The 24,521-nt window shown below is 50.4% G+C and carries 24 protein-coding genes and 1 riboswitch; of the genes, 18 read left to right on the top strand and 6 right to left on the bottom strand.

Translation table 11 applies throughout. The features are described from left to right. Positions 1-455 precede the first annotated feature (455 nt). Positions 456-2,192 (bottom strand): aldehyde ferredoxin oxidoreductase family protein, encoded by a 1,737-nt coding sequence (locus tag DESTI_RS00840; protein ID WP_014808072.1) that lies wholly within the window; start codon positions 2,190-2,192, stop codon positions 456-458. A 298-nt stretch (positions 2,193-2,490) separates the two neighbouring features. Between DESTI_RS00840 and DESTI_RS00845 the strand changes: the two genes are divergently transcribed. The 6 genes from DESTI_RS00845 (at position 2,491) to gcvH (ending at position 7,789) form a co-directional block, all read left to right on the top strand. Further along, on the top strand, positions 2,491-3,168 hold the full coding sequence (locus DESTI_RS00845) for a methylenetetrahydrofolate reductase C-terminal domain-containing protein (protein WP_014808073.1): 678 nt from the start codon (positions 2,491-2,493) through the stop codon (positions 3,166-3,168). Positions 3,169-3,282: 114 nt separating this feature from the next. Beyond that, positions 3,283-4,326 (top strand): FAD-dependent oxidoreductase, encoded by a 1,044-nt coding sequence (locus DESTI_RS00850; RefSeq protein WP_014808074.1) that lies wholly within the window; start codon positions 3,283-3,285, stop codon positions 4,324-4,326. Beyond that, positions 4,323-5,885 carry a hydrogenase iron-sulfur subunit gene (locus DESTI_RS00855; RefSeq protein WP_014808075.1) on the top strand — a complete coding sequence of 521 codons (1,563 nt, stop codon included), beginning with the start codon at positions 4,323-4,325 and terminating at the stop codon, positions 5,883-5,885. Before DESTI_RS00850 ends, DESTI_RS00855 begins: the two co-directional genes overlap by 4 nt. 46 nt (positions 5,886-5,931) lie before the next feature. Next, positions 5,932-6,396, top strand: coding sequence for a 4Fe-4S dicluster domain-containing protein (locus DESTI_RS00860; RefSeq protein WP_014808076.1), 465 nt, complete (start codon positions 5,932-5,934; stop codon positions 6,394-6,396). Between the two features lie 53 nt (positions 6,397-6,449). Then, positions 6,450-7,325, top strand: coding sequence for a CoB--CoM heterodisulfide reductase iron-sulfur subunit B family protein (locus tag DESTI_RS00865; protein ID WP_014808077.1), 876 nt, complete (start codon positions 6,450-6,452; stop codon positions 7,323-7,325). 32 nt (positions 7,326-7,357) lie between these two features. Next, entirely contained in the window at positions 7,358-7,789 is a 432-nt protein-coding gene (gene gcvH, locus DESTI_RS00870) for a glycine cleavage system protein GcvH (protein WP_014808078.1), read from the top strand. A gap of 135 nt (positions 7,790-7,924) precedes the next feature. Here gcvH and cbpB read toward each other — a convergent pair whose 3' ends face one another. Together cbpB and cbpA are read right to left on the bottom strand one after the other, a co-directional pair. Continuing rightward, a complete protein-coding gene (gene cbpB / locus DESTI_RS00875; protein ID WP_014808079.1) occupies positions 7,925-9,340 on the bottom strand; it encodes a peptide-modifying radical SAM enzyme CbpB in 1,416 nt (471 codons plus the stop codon). Between the two features lie 85 nt (positions 9,341-9,425). After that, on the bottom strand, positions 9,426-9,515 hold the full coding sequence (gene cbpA, locus DESTI_RS29650; RefSeq protein ID WP_211213732.1) for a modified peptide precursor CbpA: 90 nt from the start codon (positions 9,513-9,515) through the stop codon (positions 9,426-9,428). Positions 9,516-9,598: 83 nt separating this feature from the next. Further along, positions 9,599-9,803: riboswitch (cobalamin riboswitch) on the bottom strand. A 113-nt stretch (positions 9,804-9,916) separates the two neighbouring features. Between cbpA and DESTI_RS00880 the strand changes: the two genes are divergently transcribed. From DESTI_RS00880 to DESTI_RS28220, 10 genes are all read left to right on the top strand, one after another. Further along, a complete protein-coding gene (locus tag DESTI_RS00880; protein WP_014808080.1) occupies positions 9,917-10,384 on the top strand; it encodes a hypothetical protein in 468 nt (155 codons plus the stop codon). Positions 10,385-10,511: 127 nt separating this feature from the next. Continuing rightward, on the top strand, positions 10,512-11,393 hold the full coding sequence (gene pdxS / locus DESTI_RS00885; protein ID WP_014808081.1) for a pyridoxal 5'-phosphate synthase lyase subunit PdxS: 882 nt from the start codon (positions 10,512-10,514) through the stop codon (positions 11,391-11,393). Between the two features lie 7 nt (positions 11,394-11,400). After that, entirely contained in the window at positions 11,401-11,976 is a 576-nt protein-coding gene (pdxT, locus tag DESTI_RS00890; RefSeq protein WP_014808082.1) for a pyridoxal 5'-phosphate synthase glutaminase subunit PdxT, read from the top strand. Between the two features lie 89 nt (positions 11,977-12,065). Further along, entirely contained in the window at positions 12,066-12,806 is a 741-nt protein-coding gene (gene truA, locus DESTI_RS00895; RefSeq protein WP_014808083.1) for a tRNA pseudouridine(38-40) synthase TruA, read from the top strand. 188 nt (positions 12,807-12,994) lie between these two features. Continuing rightward, a complete protein-coding gene (locus tag DESTI_RS00900; protein WP_014808084.1) occupies positions 12,995-13,924 on the top strand; it encodes a radical SAM protein in 930 nt (309 codons plus the stop codon). Positions 13,925-14,200: 276 nt separating this feature from the next. Continuing rightward, complete coding sequence (locus tag DESTI_RS00905) at positions 14,201-14,671, top strand: PaaI family thioesterase (protein ID WP_014808085.1); 471 nt, start codon at positions 14,201-14,203, stop codon at positions 14,669-14,671. A gap of 158 nt (positions 14,672-14,829) precedes the next feature. After that, positions 14,830-15,597: an amidohydrolase family protein gene (locus DESTI_RS00910; protein ID WP_014808086.1), complete on the top strand. Its 768-nt coding sequence runs from the start codon at positions 14,830-14,832 to the stop codon at positions 15,595-15,597. Between the two features lie 49 nt (positions 15,598-15,646). Beyond that, on the top strand, positions 15,647-15,772 hold the full coding sequence (locus DESTI_RS31535) for a hypothetical protein (RefSeq protein WP_014808087.1): 126 nt from the start codon (positions 15,647-15,649) through the stop codon (positions 15,770-15,772). 18 nt (positions 15,773-15,790) lie between these two features. Next, the gene (locus DESTI_RS00915; protein ID WP_014808088.1) at positions 15,791-16,228 is read left to right on the top strand and encodes an ATP-binding protein; all 438 of its coding nucleotides are present in this window, start codon (positions 15,791-15,793) and stop codon (positions 16,226-16,228) included. Positions 16,229-16,362: 134 nt separating this feature from the next. Next, positions 16,363-17,067: a DUF1573 domain-containing protein gene (locus DESTI_RS28220; RefSeq protein ID WP_014808089.1), complete on the top strand. Its 705-nt coding sequence runs from the start codon at positions 16,363-16,365 to the stop codon at positions 17,065-17,067. Positions 17,068-17,270: 203 nt separating this feature from the next. Here DESTI_RS28220 and DESTI_RS00925 read toward each other — a convergent pair whose 3' ends face one another. Continuing rightward, entirely contained in the window at positions 17,271-18,254 is a 984-nt protein-coding gene (locus DESTI_RS00925; protein ID WP_014808090.1) for a hypothetical protein, read from the bottom strand. A 619-nt stretch (positions 18,255-18,873) separates the two neighbouring features. Here DESTI_RS00925 and DESTI_RS00930 point away from each other — a divergent pair. Further along, positions 18,874-19,941: a DUF362 domain-containing protein gene (locus DESTI_RS00930; RefSeq protein WP_014808091.1), complete on the top strand. Its 1,068-nt coding sequence runs from the start codon at positions 18,874-18,876 to the stop codon at positions 19,939-19,941. Positions 19,942-20,220: 279 nt separating this feature from the next. Here DESTI_RS00930 and bfr read toward each other — a convergent pair whose 3' ends face one another. Further along, entirely contained in the window at positions 20,221-20,688 is a 468-nt protein-coding gene (bfr, locus tag DESTI_RS00935; protein WP_014808092.1) for a bacterioferritin, read from the bottom strand. A gap of 437 nt (positions 20,689-21,125) precedes the next feature. Beyond that, positions 21,126-21,833, bottom strand: coding sequence for a PilZ domain-containing protein (locus DESTI_RS00940; protein WP_014808093.1), 708 nt, complete (start codon positions 21,831-21,833; stop codon positions 21,126-21,128). Between the two features lie 1,457 nt (positions 21,834-23,290). Between DESTI_RS00940 and DESTI_RS00950 the strand changes: the two genes are divergently transcribed. Beyond that, positions 23,291-24,472 carry a thiolase family protein gene (locus DESTI_RS00950; protein ID WP_014808095.1) on the top strand — a complete coding sequence of 394 codons (1,182 nt, stop codon included), beginning with the start codon at positions 23,291-23,293 and terminating at the stop codon, positions 24,470-24,472. Positions 24,473-24,521 lie beyond the last annotated feature (49 nt).

Below are 24,521 nucleotides of genomic sequence, written 5' to 3' on the forward strand. Positions count from 1 at the left end.
TACGGTAAGAAGAACAACAATCTTTATAGCATTTGACATAATTCCTGATCTTTTGACCACATTGTTCTTTGAAAGGACGGTAGGGGGCGGCGTCCCTGCCGGCCCGAACTGATTGATCTGTATTCTAATACCGATTCGCTTTTCTTCTCATCATCCGGCAGGCTGGAGGTATCTTTCGCTCCGGACGACGCAAGGCCGTCTAATCACTCCGCTCAGAACACCTCAGCCTTCACCATCTTATACGCATAATTGCGAAATGTTATAAAAACGTGCCGGCACGGAGGCACGGCACCCACCAATTGTCGAGCAGTGCTTTTCCCAATCGGACGCTATTTTAATGCACTGGATATAGTTGTCGATTCGTTTCACGAGAACAAGCTTGAGGGGGCACAAAGCAGGAAGAAAGCGGGAAGGCACCGGAAAATCATCCGGTGCCTCAAGGATATGACGGCCGATTACCAGTTGAATACGGTATCGAGGTCCTCATTCTTCACGGTAAAGGTTACGCCGTGGGGTGCAAGCACCTCTTTTTGGAAGAAGTCGGGAAGTCTATCCTGAGCCGAAGTGAATCCTGCTTTGACGTTGAATTCTCTTTCATTCTTGAGGACCGATTTTCCCAGAGCCGCAACATCGTCTGCGGTGAGTTTCAGTCCGTAAAACGCGTTGATCATATCAATCAGCGCCTGGAAAGTCTCGGGCTGGTCCAGGACCGCAAATGCCACAAAGAGACACATGCCCGTAGAGTCCACCGCGGCAGTGGCGATTTGCAGGTTTCTGGACAAATCTATCTGGCCTTCCGGGGAAAGAGGATCCACGAACCCGCCCACTTTGAGAATATTCGTCGCGACAGCATATCCCGCAGTGTGGTCCGCTCCCATCGGGCTGGTAGCATAGGTGACTCCTATTCCCATGACAGCTCTTGGATCGTACGCGGGAAGGGCCTGATTCTTCACGACCGGCACGCGTTCGACTCCGAAGGCCTTTCCGGTAAGGCCGGCTCCACTCCCTAGAATTCGTCCCAGGTGAGTGCCTTTTCCTACTTCCTTAACCAGATTGATCGCTGCCTCCGCGTCACCGAACGGGATCAGTCCTGCTTCCATTGCTACACCAACGGTCGCTCCCATTTCTATGGTGTCGAGGCCGTAATCGTCATCCAAGCGATCCAGCAGAGCGATGGAATCCAGATCGTCGATTCCACAGTTGCCGCCATGAGCCCAGACTGTCTCGTATTCGGGTTGTTTTGTGAGATACTGCCCATTCTTGTCGTTATACGTTCCGGAGCATTGAATGATGCATCCCCGATGGCACCCGTGAGTTGCGGTGCCTTTGCGCTCGATTTCCAGTGCAGCTTGAGTCTCTCCACTGATCTTTGTGCACGTGTCAAACCGGCCTACTTTAAAATTCCGCGTGGGATATCCCCCGGCTTCATTGAGCACATTTGTTAGAACGTTCGTGCCATATGCAGGCAGACCTTCTCCCGTTACGGGGTGCTTCTTGAGGCCATCTACCCAGACTTTGGATGCTGTTTTGAACGCTTCGGGATCCTTCGCAGAACGCATTTTCATGCCCGAGTCATCGAGCACGATTACTTTCACGCCTTTTGACCCCATGACGGCTCCGACTCCTCCACGACCCGCGTGACGAGTAGGACGGAGCTCCATATCCGTGCAAGCGATGGATGCTGCTCCCAGCTTCATTTCGCCGGCTTGACCGATGGAGATGCAGGTAATCTTGTCACCGAACTCGGCCTTCATTTTGTCCACAACATCGTAGTTACCCAACATCTTCAACGAGTTATCAGGCTTAATTGAGATGCCGTCTTTATTGATAATTATCTTGTAAAGGGTGTCGTCTTTGGGTTTTCCTTCCAGAACAATTGCCGCGTAGCCCAATCGAGCTAAAACCTGCGCAGCTTGGCCGCCGGCATTGGATTCTTTGATCCCTCCGGTAAGAGGGCTCTTGCATCCAACGGAAAGCCTGCCGGACATTGCTGCAGTGGTTCCACTGAGGAGTCCGGGTGCAAACACAAGTTTGTTGTCTGCCCCAAGTGGATGGCAAAGAGGAGGAACTTCCTTGGAAACGATCATTGATGTAAGTGCTCTGCCTCCAAGGCCCGCATACTCACCTGCGGGGACTTCCGTAACCTTGGGACCGCCTTCGGCGCCCACATCGATTCTCAAAATCTTATCCATTTTATTGCCTTTCTTTTGCTGGCCGGTTCCAGAGCTAATATTCCATCTAAAACGAATTACGATACATAGTTTCATAGTACTTGGGCTGGTCCGTACAGTCAAGCGCGAAAAATTCAAAAAGCTAATAAAATACGATAGTTATGTCGTTTTTGACATAAGAAAGGCATGAGGAACATAAATTTTTCCTTTAATTCAGCTATTAAAAGCTAATGTGATAAAGTCCTCATGCAGGCACGTTTATTGACAGAGCATGGTTATATCCGTTATCCTTTTACCACCCCTGATTCGGAGACAGCACGTGATAGTAGCCCAGCCCAAACCATTTTCAGAGATTGAATCTTTCGTACATCAATATTCCCGCATCCTGGTCGCCGGTTGCGGCACCTGCGTGGCAGTGTGTTTGGCGGGTGGAGAAAAAGAAGCTGCCATCCTTTCCGCACAACTCAGACTCTCGGCGCTGAAAAAGGGCAGGAACGTCGAAGTTGCAGCCGCTACCGTAGAACGTCAATGCGATCGCGAGTTTCTGTCTCTTTTGCACGATAGGGTTGCAAAGGTGGATGCCGTCATTTCTCTCGCTTGCGGAGCAGGCATACAATTCTTGGCGGAAATGTACCCCGAAACTCCTGTTTTTCCGGGAGTCGATACCAGCTTCATCGGCGTGGCCGAGGGAGCGGGAGCCTGGGCAGAACGGTGTAAATCCTGTAACCAGTGCTTCCTGGGCATCACCGGGGGCATCTGTCCGGTCACAATGTGTGCCAAAAGCCTTCTGAACGGGCCCTGCGGAGGACCTACAAACGGCAAGTGCGAGACAGATTCGCAACGAGATTGCGCGTGGGTACAGATCATTCAACGATTGCAGTTGCAGGGCCGTCTCGATATGCTTGAATCTGTTGTGCCTCCGAGGGATTTTGGCAGAAGCTCTCATCCGGGCAAAATAGTGCGTCCGGATTACCAGAAAAGATTCTCTACAGAGTAAATCCCGAGAGGACCGAATCCACCAGCACGTTCGTAAACCTCTTTTTCGTCATGTTTACGAATTCGGCTGTTCAGGCGGGAAGCTCACTTTCTATTTTGAGATCTCGGTGTTCAGATGACTGAAGATGCGATGACCTTCACAAACAAAGATGTAGTGATTATCGGCGGGGGCGTCGGAGGGATTTCAAGCGCTGTGGAGCTGGATAAACTGGGAATCGAATGCCTCATCCTGGAAAAAACAGATACTTTAGGTGGGCATGCAGCATCACTCTGCTGTAAGGCGACCGAAACTTGTCAGCGTTGTGGGGCATGCCTGGTTGAAGACCTGATCCACCGGGCGGGAAACGCGGCGCATATTTCCACTATGCTGAACACAGTTGTTTCCAATGCACAAAAAACCGCAAATGGATGGAGGCTGGACCTCGTAGCGAACGGGTCCGAAAAAGCTGTCCCTGTTGATGCATCCGCGGTAGTTCTTGCCACCGGGTTTTCACCGTTCGATCCCGCCCTGAAACCGCAATTCGGGTATGGCAGAGTTCCGGGAGTGTCCACGGCATTGGAACTTGAATACCGTATACGAGCGGACGATTGGGATACAGACGTTAAAAAGCTTGCCTTTATTCAATGTGTAGGCAGCCGGGATCATCGCGTCGGCAACAATTATTGTTCCCGCGTGTGCTGTGCGTATGCTCTGAGGCTCGGGCGATTATTGAAGAACAGATTTCCTGAACTTGACATTGCTCTCTTCTACATGGACGTGCAATCCTTCGATCGAAATTTCGACACTCGGTTGAAAGCGGCTCAGGAAGACATGCGAATGGTAAGAGCCATTCCCTCTCAAATAAGAGAAAGCCGGAACGGAAAACCTGAAATCATCTATCACGGTCCTTCGGACGAAAGAGTTGTAGAGGAATTCGATTCGGTCGCGCTGAGTGTCGGCATGACTCCCGGCCAGTCGCCCCGAGCGATGGGTGAACTGTTCGGAATAACAGCCGGCCGTGATGGTTTTGCAGCGCATGAATCGAGCAATCAGGGACTCTTTCTTGCAGGAACCGTCGGCGGCCCGTTATCCATTCCGGAGAGTATTTCGAGCGGAGTGTTTGCTGCATCCCAGGTTGCTTCGTATGTTCGGAAAACACGATCCGGAGAAATGGCGTGAACGAGCGAGGAACAAATTCTGTCTTTCTTACGGCGAATCCTCCGGGACCCCGGGAATTCAATCGCGTACTGGTGCTCGGCGGAGGACAGGAAGGTTCTCGGCTTGCACACAGGCTCGGAGAAGATCAGTTCAACGTAGTACTCATAGGTGGTGTGGACGAAAAACCTTTGCCGAACGTCTCCATTCTACGGGATGCAATTCTGGAGCGAGTGACCGGGTTTGCAGGAGATTTTCACGTTACCCTCAGGACACCATCCGGACGTCTCACGGAACGTGTTGGCGCCATAATCGCCGCTCAGCCTTCTCAGATAAAACCCAAATTCGATCTGTACGGGATTCGACCTGACGAACGCACTCTCTCGCTGTCCCAGGTTGAGGCCGCGCTGGCAAACAGCAGCCTTTCCGTTACACCTGAGGGGAACTGGTTCCATGCAGCGTTTCTTGTAGGGTTGAAAAACGAATCGGAACTACCTGTATTCGAGCGGGTTTTTGCCGCCATAGAAAAGCTGCAACAAAACGGGCAGGTCCAGTGTTACGTGTTTACAAGAAATCTGAAAGTGGCGGCACAGGGACTTGAACGGCGTTATCGTGAAACCAGAGAACGCGGAACGATCTTCTTCAAATTCGACGATGCCGGACCTTGCTTCGAATGCTCTCAAGACAGCACCCGCATCCTCTTCAAAGAGCCGCTTCTTGGTTCGGACATGGAGTTAACCCCGGATCTGCTTGTGGTGGATGAACTCTATTTGCCACCGGCAGACATGGAAGCTCTCTGGGCCGCAGTACCATCTTCTCCTTTGTTCAGACCCTACTTGCAGCCGGATTCGCCTCGGTTTTCGGCCGTAGAGACTCCGAAAACGGGAATTTTTGCCATCGGTGCAGCTCGTGGCGTGCACGATCCTCTGTTTGTTGAAGCGGACATTGAATCGGCGGTATTTGGCGTCAAAAAGCTGGCGAAAATCGATCCGACCGAGACGATTCCCGAAGTGGCATTCGTCGATCCGGATAAATGCGCTATCTGCTTAACGTGCGTAAGATTGTGTCCCCACGGAGCAATCGGATTCAGCGATCGCGCGTTTGTCGATACGATCTCCTGTGTGGGATGCGGCATCTGTGCTGCTGCATGCCCGATGTCTGCCATTACCCTTGGATCGTCGGCAGCCGAACAAACCAATACCCGGAATAACGGCAAAATAGTTGTATTTCTATGCTCCCATTCCGGGGCAGAGGCTTGGGAAGCTTCAGAAAACAGCCTGGGAAACTCGGTCCTACCGGTTCCGGTTCCCTGTGCCGGTACAGTGGATGAGAGCCGGATACTCATGGCATTTGAACAAGGAGCCCGAGGCATCATCGTGGCCGGCTGCTTCAAAGGCAATTGCGCGTCCGTGTACGGCAGCTCGCTCGCAGAACAAAAGGTCGCTCAGGTGAAATCGATTATCTCAAACGCAGGATTTAACCCCGAGATCGTCGCTTTCCTGCCCCTTGCGGCAAATACACCGAAAACCCTGCAGACGGCTGTCAAAGACATGGAAGTAATATTGGGGGGACCTTCTTTGTAAAGAATGTCCCTCCGATTTTCCTTCTTGAATGCGAACGGAGGACGGCATGAGTCCTACAAACTTGAATGATTTGGACCCGACTTTCAAGGATCGTGTTGCTGCGCAGCCTGGCGGCGAGGGGATTCGATCCTGTTTCGGGTGTAAGGCGTGCACTGCAGCGTGTCCTGTCGAAGTTGCTGATAAGCGTTACGATCCTCGCAAGATCATTCGCATGGTACTCTTGGGCATGGTCAAGGAGGTCCTCACGAGCGATACTATCTGGCTTTGCTCATCATGTTACGGATGTCACGAAGTCTGTCCGCAGAACGTGCGATTCACGGAAGTCATGTTCGCGTTAAAAAACCTGGCGGTATTGGAAGCATGTATTCCTCCGGGCTTGACTGCGCAACGTGCCCTGCTCAGGGATCACGGCAGATTGTACGAAATCACCGATTTTGAAAACGAGAAGCGGGAAAAGCTTGGATTGCCTCGGATTGTGGAGCATCCCGAGCACTATGCGGAACTGCTATGAGCCGCTCCGTACCGGATAAACTCGTCACGAATTTGCTTATAGAGAAATAGCCAATGGAAGCGCTCTTATATCTCGGCTGCACAGTCCCGGTCCGTAATCTCAATTACGAACTTTCCGCCCGACTCACCGCGGAAAAGCTGGGGATTACCTTTCGCGACCATGAAGCATTCGGCTGCTGCGGATTTCCTCTGAAATCCATCAATGTTTTCGATACGCTGGTCACTTCGGCTCGCAACCTGGCGCTTGCAGCACAGGAAGGTTTGGAAATCTGCGCATTGTGCAACGCCTGTGCGGGGACTCTGACAGAAACCGCTCATACCCTGGATTCGGATCCCGAACTCAAAGCAAAGGTCAACGAAAAGCTTGAAGTAATAGGACTACGGTATGAAAAGCCTGTGCGCGTCCGCAACTTCATGAGGCTGCTCTGGGAAGAGGTCGGCGTAGAAGGAATCAAGAACGCTGTTGTCAGGCCACTGAATGATGTGTTGTTGGCTCCGCATTATGGATGCCATTATCTGAAACCGTCTGAACTGACGGAAGGTTTCGATTCCCCCCATATGCCCAGGAGTATGAGCGGGCTCATTGAAGCAACCGGCGCTCGTGCATTGGACTACCCCTCTCTTAAAGAATGTTGCGGTGGGGGCATTCTCGGCATGTCCGAAGAGATTGCCAATGCTCTTGCAGCAGTTAAGCTTCAGGACGTGAATGCTGCCGGGGCGCATGCTTTAGTGCTCGTATGTCCCTTCTGCAATGTAATGTACGAAGGCCAGCAGAAAAAGATAGCAAAAAACTTTGGTTTTGATCTAAAAGTGCCTGTGGTCTATTATCCGCAAATTCTTGGTCTGGCTCTGGGGATGACTTCGGAGCAATTGGGATTCAAGCTCAACCGCGTGAAACCCTCAGGTCTCTTGAAGATTGTTGAAGGATAAGACCGAATCGATAGGGCCGTAAGGAGGCTGCAATGGAATACGAAGGCTATGTTTTTCCTGACGATCTCAAATATGAAAAGAATCACTTCTGGGCGAAAATGGAAGGAGACCTTGTCGTAACAGGCGCAACGGAATTTATCTCCAAACAGGCAGGAGAAATCACGTTTGTGGATCTCCCCGAAGAAGGGGACGACGCGAGCCAGGGCAAGCCGTACGGCTCCATCGAATCGGGCAAATGGGTCGGTAGAATTTACGCGGTAGTCAGCGGCGAAATCGTCGAGGTGAATTCATTGCTCGAAGACGAACCCGAGAAGATGAACGAGTCACCGTACGGTGAGGCATGGATCTGCAAGATCAGACCGTCAAACCTGGAAGAAGAGATGAAAGCTTTGATGGACCCGAATGACGCGTTCAAAGATTTCATCAAAGAAGAGATTCGAAAAATAGAAGAGCAGAAGAAATAGTAAGAGATCAGATTTATCACCTGTTTGCCTGTGTGAACCATACTGTGCCGGCATGGAGATCTGCCGCTATCGTCCCGCGGTAGAGTCCGGCATCCCCTGCCGGATCTCGCGGTCGAACCAATTTGTGCAAGTCATTCACAGCGAAGTGATTTCCAGCGTCGTGGAAGTGCCGGAATCCCACCCATCCCAGAGAAAAGTGTTTTCTTTCCCGTCGGCAATAAGCCTCATAGCATACCGAACCTGATCCTCATACAACTCACAGAAGGCTCCGGGTCTGTTCATCCCTCCGTTCATCTCATAGGCTTCCGCCGGACACGGAGAGCCGCAGAAATGCCGTATCGCGCAAACGGCACACGGGCCGATCTCCTCTACCTTCCTACCGGTGACAGACTTGAATGCTCTGGTTTCCAGTACATCCGAGATATTGTCTCGGAAGAGATTTCCTCCGTTAAACTCAGGGACCCCAACGAACTCACTGCAAGGGAACAGATCCCCCTTCGCTCCCACGGCAAAGAAACACCTTCCGCCGCCGCACGGAGAAATGTCACACATGAGCCGCCGAGCCAGAGGAGCAACTATGCCGATCAGAACATTTGCGAAATTGGCGATTACCAGTTTCCGTCCCGTCTTCTGATAGAGTTCATAGGTTCGGTCGAGGGCTTTGAGATAATGAGGGGACATTTCAGCGTCTCTCGGCTTGATGTCCCTGGCTCCTTGCCTGGTGCATCTCACCGGGTTAAGCATCCCTATGGGGACTTCCATTTCGTGAAGGAAGTTTACCATGTCGGTCAGGGATTCCGTGTTCCGGCTCGTGACCGTACAGATCACATTGTAATTCGGGTATCCCTTCAATCTCTCAAGCACCGTGACGGTCTTCTCAAAGAATCCTTCTCCAGCCCAATTCTTTCTTGTCAGGTTTGCTACAGCGGCTTCATGACCGTCAAGAGAAAGCCCTATCCCCACATTCCGAGAAGTAAGGAATTCGATGGACTCGTCATCCAGGAGCGTAGCATTCGTCTGAATCCCAAAGCTAAAATCATCCTTGTATTTCGTGATGCCTGCAAAGACAGCGTCGCGAGCAAGCATGGGCTCTGACCCGTGGAATACCACCTGGGGTAGCCTTCCCTCAGGTAGCGTGCTTCTGAAGTATTCCTTGAGAATGTCCAAAGCTCTGATGAGTTCCTCCCGGGTCATTTGGCTGCCGCTTTTGCGCAGTTCTTCCGGGATGTAGCAGTACGAGCAGTTCAGATTACATCGCTCAGTCGGATTGAAGTAAACCGCGGAAGGTTTGAGGCCAAACCGTAGCAATTCCATCTCCTGCGCAAAGGTCTCGCGCTTCTTCCGAAACTCCTGGATAAGGGAACCCGACTCGTCGAGAGCCTCACTGATCTTCTCTTTTCGCAAGAGCGACCAAAAAGCGGTGTCGGGATCGAGAAGGGCAACATAGTCGGGGTGTTCGATTTCGATGAACTGAATAGTGGGCCCGTTTCCTGTGTTGAAATATTGACCGCTGGACGATGCGGAATTGTTTGCCATATTGGTTGTGTGCATGAATACATCTCCTGAGAGAATATTGCTTTGCAGCAATGTGGCGGGGGTGACAAGTCGAACATACCCCCGCCTGGTTGTGGGTGGGCTACTTGGCTTTGGCTACCATCAGAATGTAATGGGACAATCCGGTACCGTCAGCCGCACAAGTCTTCCGATAGGCTATGACATCCTTCAATTCGTCATCACCTCCTTTCTTCAGCCAAGAAACAAAAAAACCCTGACACCAAAAAGGTGCAGGGTTCTGCTTTTGCCATCAGGGTTTACCCTGGTCTAAACGCCCGTCTTCTGGCTTTCGGGTCATCCTCCACCCGCCCTTCCCATCCGGTTTAGACCGAACAGTGGATATGCGGGCTTTGTCACCGATTACAGCGGCGGGACCGCCACGGATTTACACCGTGTTCCGATAGCGCCCAGACTCTATAATTCTACCTTAGCATCGGATACATCACGGCTGCAAGGAAAATCAACCAATGTGGATGCAATGGACTGCAATTCCATTGACGGTAATCGGGAATCTTGATAGGAGTGATGCGCCGGACAGGCAGGGCTTTGTCTTTCGGTAGGGAAGGGGCGATCATGGAATCTACGAACCTGCTCGATATCACCATAAAATACTTCAATGTGATTGTGTTCGTCATGTGTGTCTTCTTCGGGATGATCTCGCTGTTTGCCTCATGGATCGCGTGGAGAGAAGTCCATCGGAGGCGCAATCTCGTTCGAAGCGTACTGGCTGCGTACAACATAACCGAGGATGCTTTGGAGCAAGGTAGAACTCAGCACGGTGAACTCGACCTGGACCCGGCTGTAGTGCAAACGATTTTCAATAGTATCCAGGAGATTCTCAACGCCATTTACGGCGAAGTCACCGGAAAACCCATTCCCGCACGCGAAGACCGAATGCACGGCGGCAAACTGGCCCGCATCAAAGCGCTCGGTCGTATCTGGAAGAAGAACCGTGAACCTGAGAAAATAGACATTGCGCACGGCGTTCCCACACTGGTTGCAGAAGACAGAGAACACCATCACAGCATTTCTCATCCTTAGTTTCATTTTTTTGCCTGAAAACCTTCCACGAGCCTCTGGGATTCTCTAGAAATCGTGTTATAATTACGAGTTCGCGTTCGCATCTGGAACACGGTCAAATCCTCACAAGATAATTGGGAGAAAGTATATGCAAACAGGGACCGAAACCGTGAAACGAGGTCACGCCCAAATGCTCAAGGGCGGAGTAATTATGGATGTGGTAACTCCCGAGCATGCCCGCATCGCGGAAGAGGCCGGGGCCTGCGCTGTCATGGCACTGGAACGAGTTCCCGCGGATATCCGAGCCCACGGGGGAGTCGCTCGCATGAGCGATCCCGGTCTGATACTTGAAATTATGAGCGCTGTCAGCATCCCGGTCATGGCGAAGTGTCGTATCGGCCACTTTGTCGAGGCCCAGATACTGGAAGCGATCGGCGTCGATTATATTGACGAGAGCGAAGTACTTACCCCTGCCGACGAGCACAATCATATAAACAAGCACGATTTCAAAGTGCCATTCGTATGCGGCTGCAGAAATCTCGGCGAAGCCCTCAGACGAATCGGTGAGGGCGCTGCCATGATACGCACCAAAGGGGAAGCAGGAACCGGCGACGTTGTCGAAGCAGTCCGGCACGCGCGGTCGGTTATGGGCGAAATTCGACGGCTAACCACCATGCGAACAGATGAGATGATGGCCTATGCCAAGGAAATCGGTGCCCCTTATGAACTCGTTAGAGAAACCGCGGAGCTCGGCCGTCTCCCTGTGGTGAATTTTGCAGCGGGTGGCGTTGCTACTCCCGCGGATGCCGCTTTGATGATGCAGCTCGGCGTAGACGGAGTATTCGTCGGCTCCGGAATTTTCAAGAGCGGTAATCCACCTTTGCGGGCCAAGGCTATTGTTCAGTCGGTTACCCATTACAACGATCCGAAAATCCTTGCAGAAATAAGCAAGGGCCTCGGCGAGCCCATGGTGGGGATCGGAGTGACAACGCTTCCTGAAGAGGCTCGACTGGCCACACGCGGATGGTGACGGACCTATGAAAATAGGCGTTTTGGCCCTGCAGGGGGCTTTTCAGGAACATTGTGCGATTCTGAAGCGTCTTGGGGTCGAGGCAGTTCAAGTGAGGCTTCCGGAGCAGCTCGAAGATCTGGACGGCCTCATCATTCCCGGGGGCGAGAGCACTTCCATCGGCAAGCTCGCTGATTGGTACGGTCTCATGGAGCCTCTGGTTAAAGTGTCTCGATCCGTACCCGTCTGGGGAACCTGCGCAGGACTGGTATTCATGGCAAGGGACGTGGGCATGGATCAGCCTGTCCTAAAAGCCATGGACATGGTCATCGAGAGAAACGCTTTCGGTCGGCAAGTAGATAGTTTTGAGGAAGATCTGGAAATTTCCGGCCTGGAAGGCGGCCCCTTTCACGGGGTTTTCATCAGAGCGCCTGCAATTGTCAGGGTGGGGAAAGAGGTCGAAATTATCGGGAAACTGAAGGATGGGCGAATCGTGGCTGCGAGGCAAGGAAAATTGCTCGTAACCGCTTTTCATCCGGAATTGACGTCTGATGACCGCCTGCACAAATACTTTGTGGATATGTGCAAGGCCGCGTCACAGTAACTTTCATTTTTATTGCATATTTCCCTGTCGGTCCATGCTTGCTTTTTTCCTGTTACAATTTTTCAAGAACCGATTGGCTCGGCAGATTCATGGCGAAATTCAGGATAACAGTAGAATACGACGGCACCGCGTACCACGGATGGCAACTCCAGAAATCGCTTCCCACTGTACAGGGAGCGCTTGAGGGCGCTCTCTCTCGCATCCTTACGGTCCCGGTTCGGGTACATGGGGCCGGAAGGACCGATGCGGGTGTACATGCCACAGGACAGGTGGCGCATTTTTCAGCAGATTGGAACAAGTCTTTAGAAGCGCTCCAAAAAGCCTGCAATGCCCTGCTCCCGCCTGATGTGGTGGTGCGAAATCTTGTCTCCGCGCCTGAAGATTTTCACGCCAGACATTCAGCCCAGTCCAAAACCTATGTTTATACGATTCTGAATGGGCCGCTGAGGTGTGCTTTGAATCGTCATTATACGTGGCACATACCGTTTTCTCTCGATGTCGATGCCATGAAGCACGCGGCCAAGCTCCTGGAAGGCACTCATGACTTTGCCGCGTTCGGAAGTCCGACCGAAGGCACTCCGTCCACGGTACGACGCATTCTCAGTGCACACTGGAGCAACGGCAACAGCTCCGACACGCTGCAGTTCACTATTATCGGCACCGGATTCTTGCGGTACATGGTCCGTTCCCTGGTGGGAACCCTCGTACCCGTGGGAGCAGGAAAAATCGATCCAACCGCTTTCGGCAAAATACTGGAATCGTGCGACAGGTCTCAATCGGGACCGACAGCGCCACCTCACGGATTGTGCCTTGCGCTCGTGGAATACTAATACCATTTCGCAATTATGCAAATAAAATGGCGAAGGCTGAGGTGTTCTGAGCGGAGTGATTAGACGGCTTTGCGTCGTCCGAATCGAAGAATACCTTCAGCCTCCCAGATTGTGAGAAGAAAAGCGAATCGTACAAAATCTGAATCATCCGTTCCACCACCCCACCACTCAAATCAGAAGAGGATATTATGTTTGAAGCCGCATATTTGAGAACTCTCAGAGAAGGAAGATTTCCGGAAAAGATTGCAGCAGCGAAGAAGATGCTTTCTCCGTGCACGGTATGTCCACGCGAATGCGGCGTTGACAGGCTCGGACGCGAGAAAGGATTCTGCGGTCTTACCGATAAGGCAATGATAGCATCGGTTCATCCTCATTTCGGTGAAGAGAGTCCTCTGGTGGGTTCCGGTGGGTCCGGGACTATTTTCATCACCTCCTGCAATCTGAGATGCGTGTTTTGCCAGAATTATGAAATAAGCCATCTCATGGAAGGTCAAGAAGAGGATGCGAATCAGATGGGGCGGCATATGCTGGATCTCCAGCGAATGGGTTGTCATAACATCAATTTCGTTACGCCGACTCACGTTGTCCCCCAGCTTCTCGAGGCAATTCATTGGGCAGTGGAAAATGGGCTGAACGTTCCCATCGTTTATAATACTGGCGGATACGACAAAGTCGAGACTCTGCGCTTACTCGAAGGTGTCGTAGACATCTACATGCCTGATTTGAAATTCATGGATTCCAGAGTCTCAAAAGAGCTCATGGATGCTCACGATTACCCTGAGGCTGTGAAGGCGGCCATACGAGAAATGCACCGCCAGGTTGGCGATTTAGAAGTGAATGCTCAGGGTATTGCAACCCGCGGTCTATTGGTCAGGCATCTCGTGATGCCGGACGATCTGGCGAGTACACGTCAGGCCATGAGATTTCTTGCAGAGCTCTCATCGAACACGTATGTGAACATCATGAACCAATATAGACCATGTGGCAGCGCGGTCCGTATGCCGAAAGTCAACAGGTCCGTTACACGACAAGAATACGCTCAAGCTCTGGAAATCGCCCAAGAAGAAGGTATTAGCAGACTTGACGAACGGGCGCCCCTGAGATTACGATTTTTTTGAGAAGTCCAGCAGCCACACAGGCGTTGACTTATGGCGTTGTTGGTCGTTTGTTCCGGAGGAACAATTGACAATAGGCTGGCGATTTATCGCCAGATAAGGAAAAACCTAATAATTTAAGAGTCCCGGAGGGACGGCTGATACACAAAATCCCGGCAATGAATTACCGGGCTATTTTCTTCAGTCCCTGCGGGACAAAGAATTGCAGAAAAGTTAGCGCATATGCCTGGGCAGCCTTTGGACTTCTTCGCTTCACTTAAAACACCAAGGAGAGTCTTTATGAAGAAACTGAATCCGGAGTACGTCTCAATCGTGAGTGCAGGAGCAAATGCGTGCCCTTATTTCAACCTGCTCTCCATGAAACTGCTGGATTTCAGTGAAGGAAACTCCCTTCTGGAGATCACTCTGGAAGAAAAGCATTTGCAGCCTTTTGGTGTGGTTCACGGAGGCGTCTTTTCTTCGATCATAGATGCAGCAGCTTTCTGGGCTGTGTTCGGGGAAGTGGATGAAGACGCGGGCATGACGTCCGTGGATTTGAAACTCAATTATCTTGCGCCTGCCAGAAATGGAAAGCTCGTTGCCAGGGGCCGGAAAATCAAGCTCGGAAAGACCCTCGGCCTGGGGGAAGCGGAAGTAACCGACGGAAACGGCAAAGTGCTGGCTCACGGCACATCTACTCTTATTGTGCTGCCGGATATGCCATTCATGTCTCAAGACGTTTGGCCGCCAAAATTCATCCAGATCAACTGATCCGCGCAACGACGGTAATACCATTTCGCAGTGTTGCATATAAGATAGCGACGGTAGGAGTGTTCTGAGCGGAGTGATTAGACGGCTTTGCGCGTCCGGAGCGAAGGATACCCCAAGCCTCCCAGATTATGAAAAGAAAAGTCAATCGGCATAAAACAATGGCATTCCCGGAAGCCCCTCCTATCCGCCTTATTCTGGATGCCCATACTCACTGCGGGTACACGGTGCCATATGAAGATTTGGCAGCAGAATGGAAATTGGGCGGCATCGATGGCGGAGTAGTCTTTTCGCCTGTTGAAGAAATCTACGACCGGTACGATCCTTTCTTTACCGATTCTCAGGAATATGCCCTCAAACGGCGACGAGTCCATGAATACCTCTTGAAAAGCGCATCTGATACAATCTTCCCCTATTTTTTCGTATGGAACGATTTTCCTCGCATACCGGACGGATTTTTCGGGATCAAATGGCACCGGCACGCTGACGAGCCTGTTTACGCATACGGAACTCCGTCCTGCGATCGTACCATTGAAGAAATCTGTGAGAAACGGCTACCGATAGTCCTGGAAGAGGAGTTTCAGAACACTCTGTCTTTTATAAGGAAGATAGACGGCCGAACTATCGTAATCATTCCTCATCTCGGACACCTGAACGGGGGGTATTTCAAGCTGAAGAAAGCCGGAGTATTCGAAAATCAGCATGTCTGGGTGGATACCGCTCTGGCTGCGGAATGGGAAATCGGGGATTTCGTGTCCACGTACGGCAGCGAGCGCATCATGTTCGGTTCGGATTACCCTTTTGGAACGCCGTCTCGAGAGAGAAGGAAAATCGATTCTCTCTTTTCAGGAACAGACCTGAAAGCGATCCTGGGGGGCAACCTGTTACGCTTGCTTGGAAATAAGGCGGAGAATTTCTGCCGTGCGTGAAGATTTGCCGATAAGTCACTGAACCACCAGTATTTGACGGAGTTTCTGCATGGATTATCTCAAAATTTTGGCAGGAGTAATAATTGCGCTGTTCGTAATTATTCCCATTGGTTTTGCCTTGGTGGGCATGTTTGCACGCATTTGGCACTACATCAAGAATCGAAAATCAACGTAGATCGGCTCCTGGTTAACAATGCAGTTGATCCTGCTTATCGGTATTCAGGCATCGGGCAAATCCACGTTTTACAAGAAACGATTCGTCGATACGCATATCAGGATAAATCTGGATATGCTCAAGACACGGCATCGTGAATGGATTCTGTTTCAGGCGTGCCTCGAAGCAAAACAACCGGTGGTAATTGACAATACGAATCCCACGAAAAAGGACCGGAGCCGGTATATCCTTCCTGCGCGATCTGCCGGGTTTCGAATAATCGGCTATTATTTTCAAACCCTCGTGGATGATGCCCTCAGCAGAAATCGGAGGCGTGACCGCGGCAAAGTCATTCCCGATCGGGGAATTCAGGCCACTCAAGCCAAATTGGAGCCTCCGTCATATGAAGAAGGATTTGACGATCTCTTCACGGTAAGCATTGCCGGTCGAGGGAGCTTTTCGGTTTGCAGGATATAAAGACGAACATTCCGTGGTCTCGGATATCGATACACATTAAAAAAGTACGGGGCTGGACAAAATCACCGTCCTGTGTCAATTACAGGACATGAGCTACTGCAAGGATTGAATCAGTTTACGGAGATGGTGCTAAGATGCGAATTCACTTTTTGATCCTGTTATTCCTTTCCTTTTTTTGCACAAACATGGCCCACGCTGCGGCCAAGATCGGCTTTGATAAAGAAGTCTACAAGTTCGGCACAGCGCAGTATGGCGATAAAATCGGTCAGAAGTTTGTGGTAACTAATTTGGGTAGCGATCCTCTGATCATTGGGGATGTGCAGGCAGACTGCGGCTGCACGAAAACTCTTAAAGGTAGCTCGGAAATACCGGCAAACAGTTCGAGCGAAATTTCCGTGGAATACGACACTGAAGGCGAACGTTCCGGTAAGAAAGAAAAACATATATTCGTACATTCAAACGATCCGGAACGTCCTATTGTCAAATTGTCGCTTGTTGGAGAACTGATCAAAGAATTGGAAGTGGACCCTCCAACGTTCGCTCAAAAACTTGAAACATTTCAGGAAGACATCAGTATTCCGGTAAAAATCAAAAACACCTCTGATACAGCCCGGAAAATCACGGCAATAAAAACTGCGGAAAAAGTCATTTCAGTCGGCATGGAGCCCAAGTCGTTGGTTGTTGAACCAAACACGAGCGCTCCGTTGACCATCATGCTCCATCTGAAGAAGCAAGACGACCGCCCCTTTTACCTTGGCAGGATTGCGCTGCAAACCGATCATCCTGTAGAAAAAGAACTGAATTTCAGATTTCTGGTTCAGATCACAGGCAAGAAGTAATTTTCTAAATTCTCGGACGCTAGCAGTGATACCGATTCGCTTTTCTCTTCATAATCTGGGAGTCTGGAGGTATCCTTCGCTCCGGACGACGCAAAGCCGTCTAATCACTCCGCTCAGGACACCTCCAGACTTCGCTACATTATATGCATAACTGCGAAATAGTCTGAGTAGACGTGCGTACCTGCGGCTTTTCACAGGAACGTTCAAAACGCATACAAAAAAGAAAAGCCGCCAGCAACAACATTCGATGTGTAAGTTCCCACGGCCGATTGGGAATTCGTGATTAAGGTAAACGGAGCACCAACGGTTAAATCTGCTCGATAATCTTCATTCCCTCTGCCACGAATCCGGCACCAGGTACCTTTGAGCCAGACTCCGCAACTGGCATTCGCGTACGCTTGGACGCGGTAGTCGAAAGTTCCTTCCGCCAAAATCCCGCTATGTTTGAAAGTGTACTGTGCGTCTTCGTAGGCGCTGATTACTCCTACGAAAAGGTATCGGAACGGTATGCTCACATTGGCCCATGTGTACGGGCTGAATATGAGAGCAGCTTTTGCGTTGAGGCCTTCGAGACGTAATCCCAGGTACGGTGCCAGGAGTTTGGTGCGCAAATCCCCGGAATATCGGTCACCAAAGAGAGCCTGAAACTGTTGAATGGTACCAGTCGAATCCACTGCATCCGAAAGCCGCAGAGACAGATGTTCAGCCTTGAATCCTCCTACGAAGGCTGCATTGTTGATGAACTCGTACGATGCTCCTCCATTGATGTTCCACCATTCAAGGCGAGAGCCATTCCACTCTACTGGCTCCATACCTGCCCAAAACGGGTCAGATGGCGTGTACACCCGGACAGACCTGCCAGCGTTACCTTCCGCGTTGACAAACAGTGAAAACGGCCCCTGCCGCAAATCGACCCCTACGCCGCCCACCCAGACACCCGCGTTCTTCAAGCTGAAGTCGAGACCGCTTGCAGTGGCAAGTTCAACGCCGAAGTCATTGAAAGGAACAGGAAGATTCATGTTTACGGACATGAGCTGATATCCGGCTTTGACTGAAGACTCAAGTCTCCATTCCCCGAGACGGAAGTCAGAAATGGGACCAAGAAGTGGTAATCCTTGGGCAACAGCTTTGAATGGTAAACAGATTACCCATAAAAAGATGAACACTTTAATTCCGGATCTGTACATGAACCACCCTCCCTAACGGAAACAGCGGAAGCGTCCTGCAATGCTTCGGGCCCCTCGGAGTCGGTTATCCGGTCCTCCCGATGCATGCAGACCATTGAGTAAAAATGTAATCAGATTTTGATCGAGAATATTCTGCTCTCAGCACCAGGTCAAGTACAATGTTTATCCAAAGTGTAATTAACTGCTGCTAGTTTATTTTGCATATGGATTATTGAGTAACAACAGCCAACATCCGATAGCATTCACATTCATTGTTACGCTATCGAGCACTTTTCATGTTTCAATTTCATCACGAACAAAATGAGAAGCGCCACCCGTTCAGCCATAGTTTGCAGTACCATTTGGCAGTTGTGTACATTAAGATGGCGAAGGCTGAGGCGTTCTGAGCGGAGTGATCGGACGGCTCTGCGTCATCCGGAGCGAAGGATACCTCCAGCATCCCAGACTATGAAAAGAAAAGCGAATCGGTTCAAAACGGTTGTTGCCGACTCATTATGGTAAACATCGTGGCGATGCGCCGGTACGAGGTTGACCCCATTCTTGCCGCACGCTATCCTTGGACGAAATAAATCCTTTGTCTTTGTCTTTCGCATGTCGGAAGCACTTTAAGGAGGCCTTCATGTGGAAAGTGATGATTCATCCGGCTACGTACGAAAATATCAGGAATGCTGTGGATCGCGCATTCGAGCTATTTCCGCTTGAGCTTCGCGGGAAGAAAGTCTTAATCAAGCCAAACGTCCTCCGGGCATCAGAGGCTCGGGAAGCCATCGTAACGAACCCGGCACTCCTCCGGGCAGTTGTGCAAAAAGTGGAGGAAATGGCGCCGGAATCTCTCGTGGTAGGGGATAATCCCGGACTTTTCAACTACGGAGCCAATGAAACGTGTTTTCGAGAAACCGGCTTAATGGATGCTGCTGGAAAGTACTATCTGAACATCGGGAACGATTCTGTTATGGTTGATTTCAATGCTGCATTTACGCCGTCAATGAGTGTTTCGCGTATTGTGCTCGAATCGGATGTCATTATCAGTCTCCCAAAATTCAAGACCCACGGGCTTACCGTTATGACGGGGGCTATCAAGAACAGTTACGGGTTGTTACCTGGAGCGCAAAAGGCCAAGCTCCACCGGGCTGCCGGCAATCCCGAGCGATTCCATGAAGCCATTGTGGATGTATTTAAGTTGAGAATACCCGATTTGTTCATTGTCGATGCAGTTGTGGGCATGGAAGGAAACGGTCCTGCATCTGTCGAGTTGAGGGACATCGGCCTTGTCTTGGCCGGGAACAATGCAGTCGCGCTGGATGCAGTTATCGCAACTATGATGGGATGCGACCCTTCTCGATTGCGTTTCCTCCAAAAAGCACATGAAGAAGGACTCGGAGATTACGATCTAAGCAAGATTGAGATAGACGGAGAGTTGAAGCAACTGGAAAATTTCAAGCTTCCCCCCTTAGGTGGTGAGGCAATTTTCAACAACGATGCGGTTCAGCAGGTCATCCATTCAAGGACACTTATGCGACCCGTGGTCGACTCGGATGCATGTACAGGCTGCGGCACCTGTGTCGAACAGTGTCCTGTCTCCGCGCTGCACATTGAAGAGAGATTTCCCCAGGTCAATCCGGAACTATGTATCACGTGCTTCTGCTGCCAGGAGATGTGCCCTGAAAAGGCAATTGCGTTGCAGTAATTACATGCAAAGGCGGCTTCGGCGAGGAACTGACGCTTCGTAAGTTCTTATTTAGCCGCCTATGCTTCTATGGGCATTGAAATAAAGGAGTCAAACTCGACTTTTCTGGTGGAGGTCGGCGTCTCTGCCGACCTTTGCCGATGAAAAACGTGCACGGAAACCATAAGAATCCAGGTATGATCCTCGAGTTGCGGGCATAAGTACTCTTCTCGGGGAAGGCGGAAATACGTTTGCCACGTGAATCCAAGTATTGCCGGTTCCGGGGCTGCAACCTTGGTATCAGCTCACCTGCTGAGCCAAATAGTTTTCTATTCCAATTTGTTGGATCTGCTCAAGTTGGGCTTCCAACCAGTCTATATGCTTCTCTTCGGTCTCCAGAATACTCTCGAGCAAGTCTTTGGTGCCATTATCCATTGCTTCCATGGCTAATTTGATGCCTTCGTTATACAAATTCCAGCCGTGCATTTCCGCCTGCAAATCGTTGTTTAATTGGGATTGTACATTGTCCCCGATTCTTATTTCACTCAATTTACTTACGATTGGGCGGCCCTCGAGAAAAAGAATCCGTTCAATGAGTGATTCCGCATGCTTCATTTCTTGAATGGCACGTTCCCGGACCTTGGAATAAAGCCGTCCGTACTGCCAATTTTCACACATTTCCGCATGCACCATGTACTGATTGGATGCAGTCAATTCTTCAGCTAGAAGATCGTTCAGTTTGTTAATGATTTGCTCGTTTCCCTTCATAATTCCTCCTCTTGTGACAATTCTTTTGATCGATCGCATTAACAAAATTACAGGCAACTCATGGTCACTCAAATAAATCTCAAACGCCTAGTAAGTCTCTCCACCTTCCCCATGAACTACATACATTCTATTTTGGAGATATGTTTCTGTCAACAAACCTAGTCTGACGAACATTGGATATAATACCAATGCGCGATCGAAGAAGTGACTTCGGTTGAATCCGGTCCTGGCAGGTCTCCGAAGCGATGTCAGGCCCCCGTTCGCAGCGGAGGAGACTTGCCGGGACGAGCCAAGAATGCTCATCTCAATATTCCCTGTGTGAAACCGCATTGGTTAAGGGATTTCCTCTCAGGTCTATCGGGAGAATGAGAGCGATGAAACAAAAATGTATTCGCGAGAAAGCACAAAAGTACTTTCACAAGCATAATTATGGCTTTTTAATACCACACACTCGGCATTAACTCCTGGATAAATTTACCAAGTTCGCGACGGCTGTGATCGGAAAGCTTTTCTATTTGGAAACCTGCAACTAAACCGGAATCGTGTGGCTTCTTTATCCACCGGCATTCAGCCTCAAGGAAAAACGGTCGTGCATACGAGCCATCCATGGGGATGAACGAGAATATTTTAAATTCACCTTCCCGCGCTTGTATTCCCTGGACTCGAAACCCATATTCGGTAATGTCCAAAATCATGCCCCTGGCCTCAGGATCTCCCACAACATATACGGTAAATGGATATGGTAAGTAATTTCGAGGAAGCCGGGGAGTCTTACTCACTTCTGGCGGGTGCAACTTAGAATTGCCATTTGGGTCGATCTCTTCCGCTGTCAGAGAGCCGATCGTAACCAGTTTCTCGAAAATTTTCCTGAGATGTTTTGATGAGCACATATACTTGCTCATCAGATCGCGTTCGCTAACTCCCGCGCGTATATCATCCCTGATTTGTTCCGCTCTGATTTTACGTGTATCGCAAACTACTATTGTCTTGCCATTCTGCTCAAGAAACCCGGCATTCGTAAGCTGTTCGTACAGATGACCAAGGCCTTTCCGAGAAAGCCGGTACTTCGTCATCAATTCCTGATCTCCGGCGCCTGTCCGAATATCGTTCAGAACTTGCTGAACAGACAATTCGCGACATTTCATGAAATGCACCCCCAATCTCTATAGGCTCGGACGCTCCAAAACAGTCAGGCAATCGGAATGCACTCGTCGTTTCTTGAAAGAAATAATCCTCTTCTTGGCATCTGACGATCCTGGCAAAAGTATTCGGGCAATGACAACGCTTTTGTGCTTCGGTGGATCCTTCAGTATCCGTACATTCAACCCAGAACGATGAACCTGAATCAGGCTACTTTTCCATGAGATCGGTGAAGGTGGCGCAACAATATTCGCCTCATCAATTCATTTCACGCGAAAAAATTCTTTTTCCGAGATCGTCATGTAAGAGAATCGAGTTAATTCTACCATAAACTAATCCGCTTTCCGATACAATTTTGGTTCAATGGACCCTCTTTGTCTCATGACAGGTAATGCCGATTCGCTTTTCTTCTCATAATCCGGGGGGCTTGAGGTATCCTTCGCTCCGGACGACGCAGAGCCATCTAATCACCCCGCTCAGAACACCTCAGCCTTCCTATCTCATATGTATATCTGTGAAATGCTATGACGCAGTGATAACACGCAAAAGTTGAGCAATTCCTGCCTCTGGGATCTGTGTGCCTGAAAAAAACGACATAAAATTAACAAAAGATTAGCATGGCTAATACATGAAGTCTGTCAAGATTTGACATACGGCAGATCAATAAAAAGTTTTAGTTGACAATGGCTCTATCTCGGCATTAGTATAACTAATAATCGGCGTAGTTTTGCAGGAGTCTCATGAACTTCACAACGAAGAAAGCGAGAAAAACCATGAAGATCGAATGCCCCGAATGCTATGCCCAACTTTCAATCGATGAATTCCCCGATTTCCCTTCCGAGCACATTTGTACTGAGTGCGGAGCATGCTTCGAGCTTGAATCTCATCTCTGCTTTGAGGAGGCTTCATCGGAGGCCGACCAGGCAAGGATACCGCGTGGAGAGTAATCCGACTCACTTCTGAGACTGCGGTAAGTGGAACACTGTTGTCTTCGGCTAAATTTCGGGATGCGAACCGATGTGGCTACTCGGAAGATAAGCTCGTCCAATTTGTCTGCGGACGTCTAGAGCAAAAGGAGGGGGAGTTCGCTGAAGTTGACAGATCTCTGTTCGGACTCATCCGTTTTCAAGACTCGCAATATTAATATCAACCTGATGTCGGTCGGCGCAGAGGCCTGCCGCTACTGGCTCTTGGCACGGCCCGGCGTCAGTGCGGATCTCTCGATTTTACTCCCCTGACGAATGGTATAACCTGTTCGGAAAAAAGATCTTGACATTTTCACAGGGGTAAGTGATCTTCACTTACCGATCCGGATTTCCCCAAGCACTCCGCAGTAACAGGGAAGTGTGTGAAATTAATTGGTTAGCTCATTCAACCGTTCACCTGATAGCTAAATCACACGCAAAAACGCGACCTCAGCCAGATCTGACGGATCCAAAAATCTCTTTTGAGGATATTTGAAATGGAAGAAGCGTATATCGTAAGTGCAGTCAGAACGCCCATCGGCAAACGCAACGGCAGTTTGGCTCAATTTCGTGCAGACGAACTTCTGGGATTGGTGCTCAAAGAAGTGGTGGACCGGGTCGGAGTAGATCCTTCACATGTAGAAGACGTCATCGGTGGAGTGGTCACACAAGTCGGCGAGCAAGGGTTCACGTTGCCGCGTATGGCGGTGCTTGCAGCGGGCTTTCCGGACGATACACCGGGTGTCGCCATCAACCGGCAGTGTGGATCCGGGCTTACCTCGATCAATTTTGGAGCTGCTCAAGTGATCGCCGGATGGCGGGATTGCGTAATCGCGTGCGGTTGCGAAATAATGAGCAAGTACGCTATTGCAGCGGAATGGTTCAATCTTACTCTCGCAAACGGCCAACCTGCAGGAATGCCTATTGGGCCGGCGTACATGAAACGAACCGGCGGTAAATGGGTCGATCAGGGCCAAGCCGCAGAGTTGATCGCTCAAAAATGGGAGATCTCAAAAGAAGAGATGGATGCTTTTGCGCTCCGGAGTCATCAGAGAGCTCACCGCGCCTGGACGGAAGGACGTTTCCAAAGGGAAGTCATGCCGGTAAAAGTGCAAGACCCGGACGGCAAGGAAAAAGTGTTCGCTCAGGATGAGACCGTACGGCCTGAAACGTCTCTCGAAGCGCTGGCGGGCCTCAAAACCGTATTCGGTACGAAAATAATCACTGCAGGGAATTCCAGCCCCATAACCGATGGCGCTTCAGCAGTACTGATCATGTCTGGAAGCAAAGCAAAAGAACTGGGCGTGAAGCCGCGCGCGCGGATTGTGATGGCTGCTGTGGCGGGTGCAGATCCGATCATGATGTTGACCGGCCCCATTCCTGCGACAAAGAAAGTCTTGGAAAAATCCGGGTTGAAGTTCGACGATCTGGACGAGATCGAGATAAATGAGGCATTTTCTCCCATACCTCTTGCATGGGGGCGTGAGTACAAGCCGGATTGGGAAAAAGTAAACCCCAACGGCGGAGCCATCGCGCTGGGGCATCCCGTTGGTAACTCGGGATGTCGGCTTGCTGTCACGTGTCTGCACGAATTGGAGCGCATTCAGGGCAGGTATGGTCTGATCACGCTCTGCACCGGCGGTGGAATGGCTCCTGCCACCATTATCGAGAGGGTTTGATCATGATTCGCAAGAAGATCGGGGAGGAACTTCTTGTAATCCCGCCTAT

It is taken from the genome of Desulfomonile tiedjei DSM 6799 (assembly GCF_000266945.1).
Lineage (GTDB): Bacteria > Desulfobacterota > Desulfomonilia > Desulfomonilales > Desulfomonilaceae > Desulfomonile > Desulfomonile tiedjei.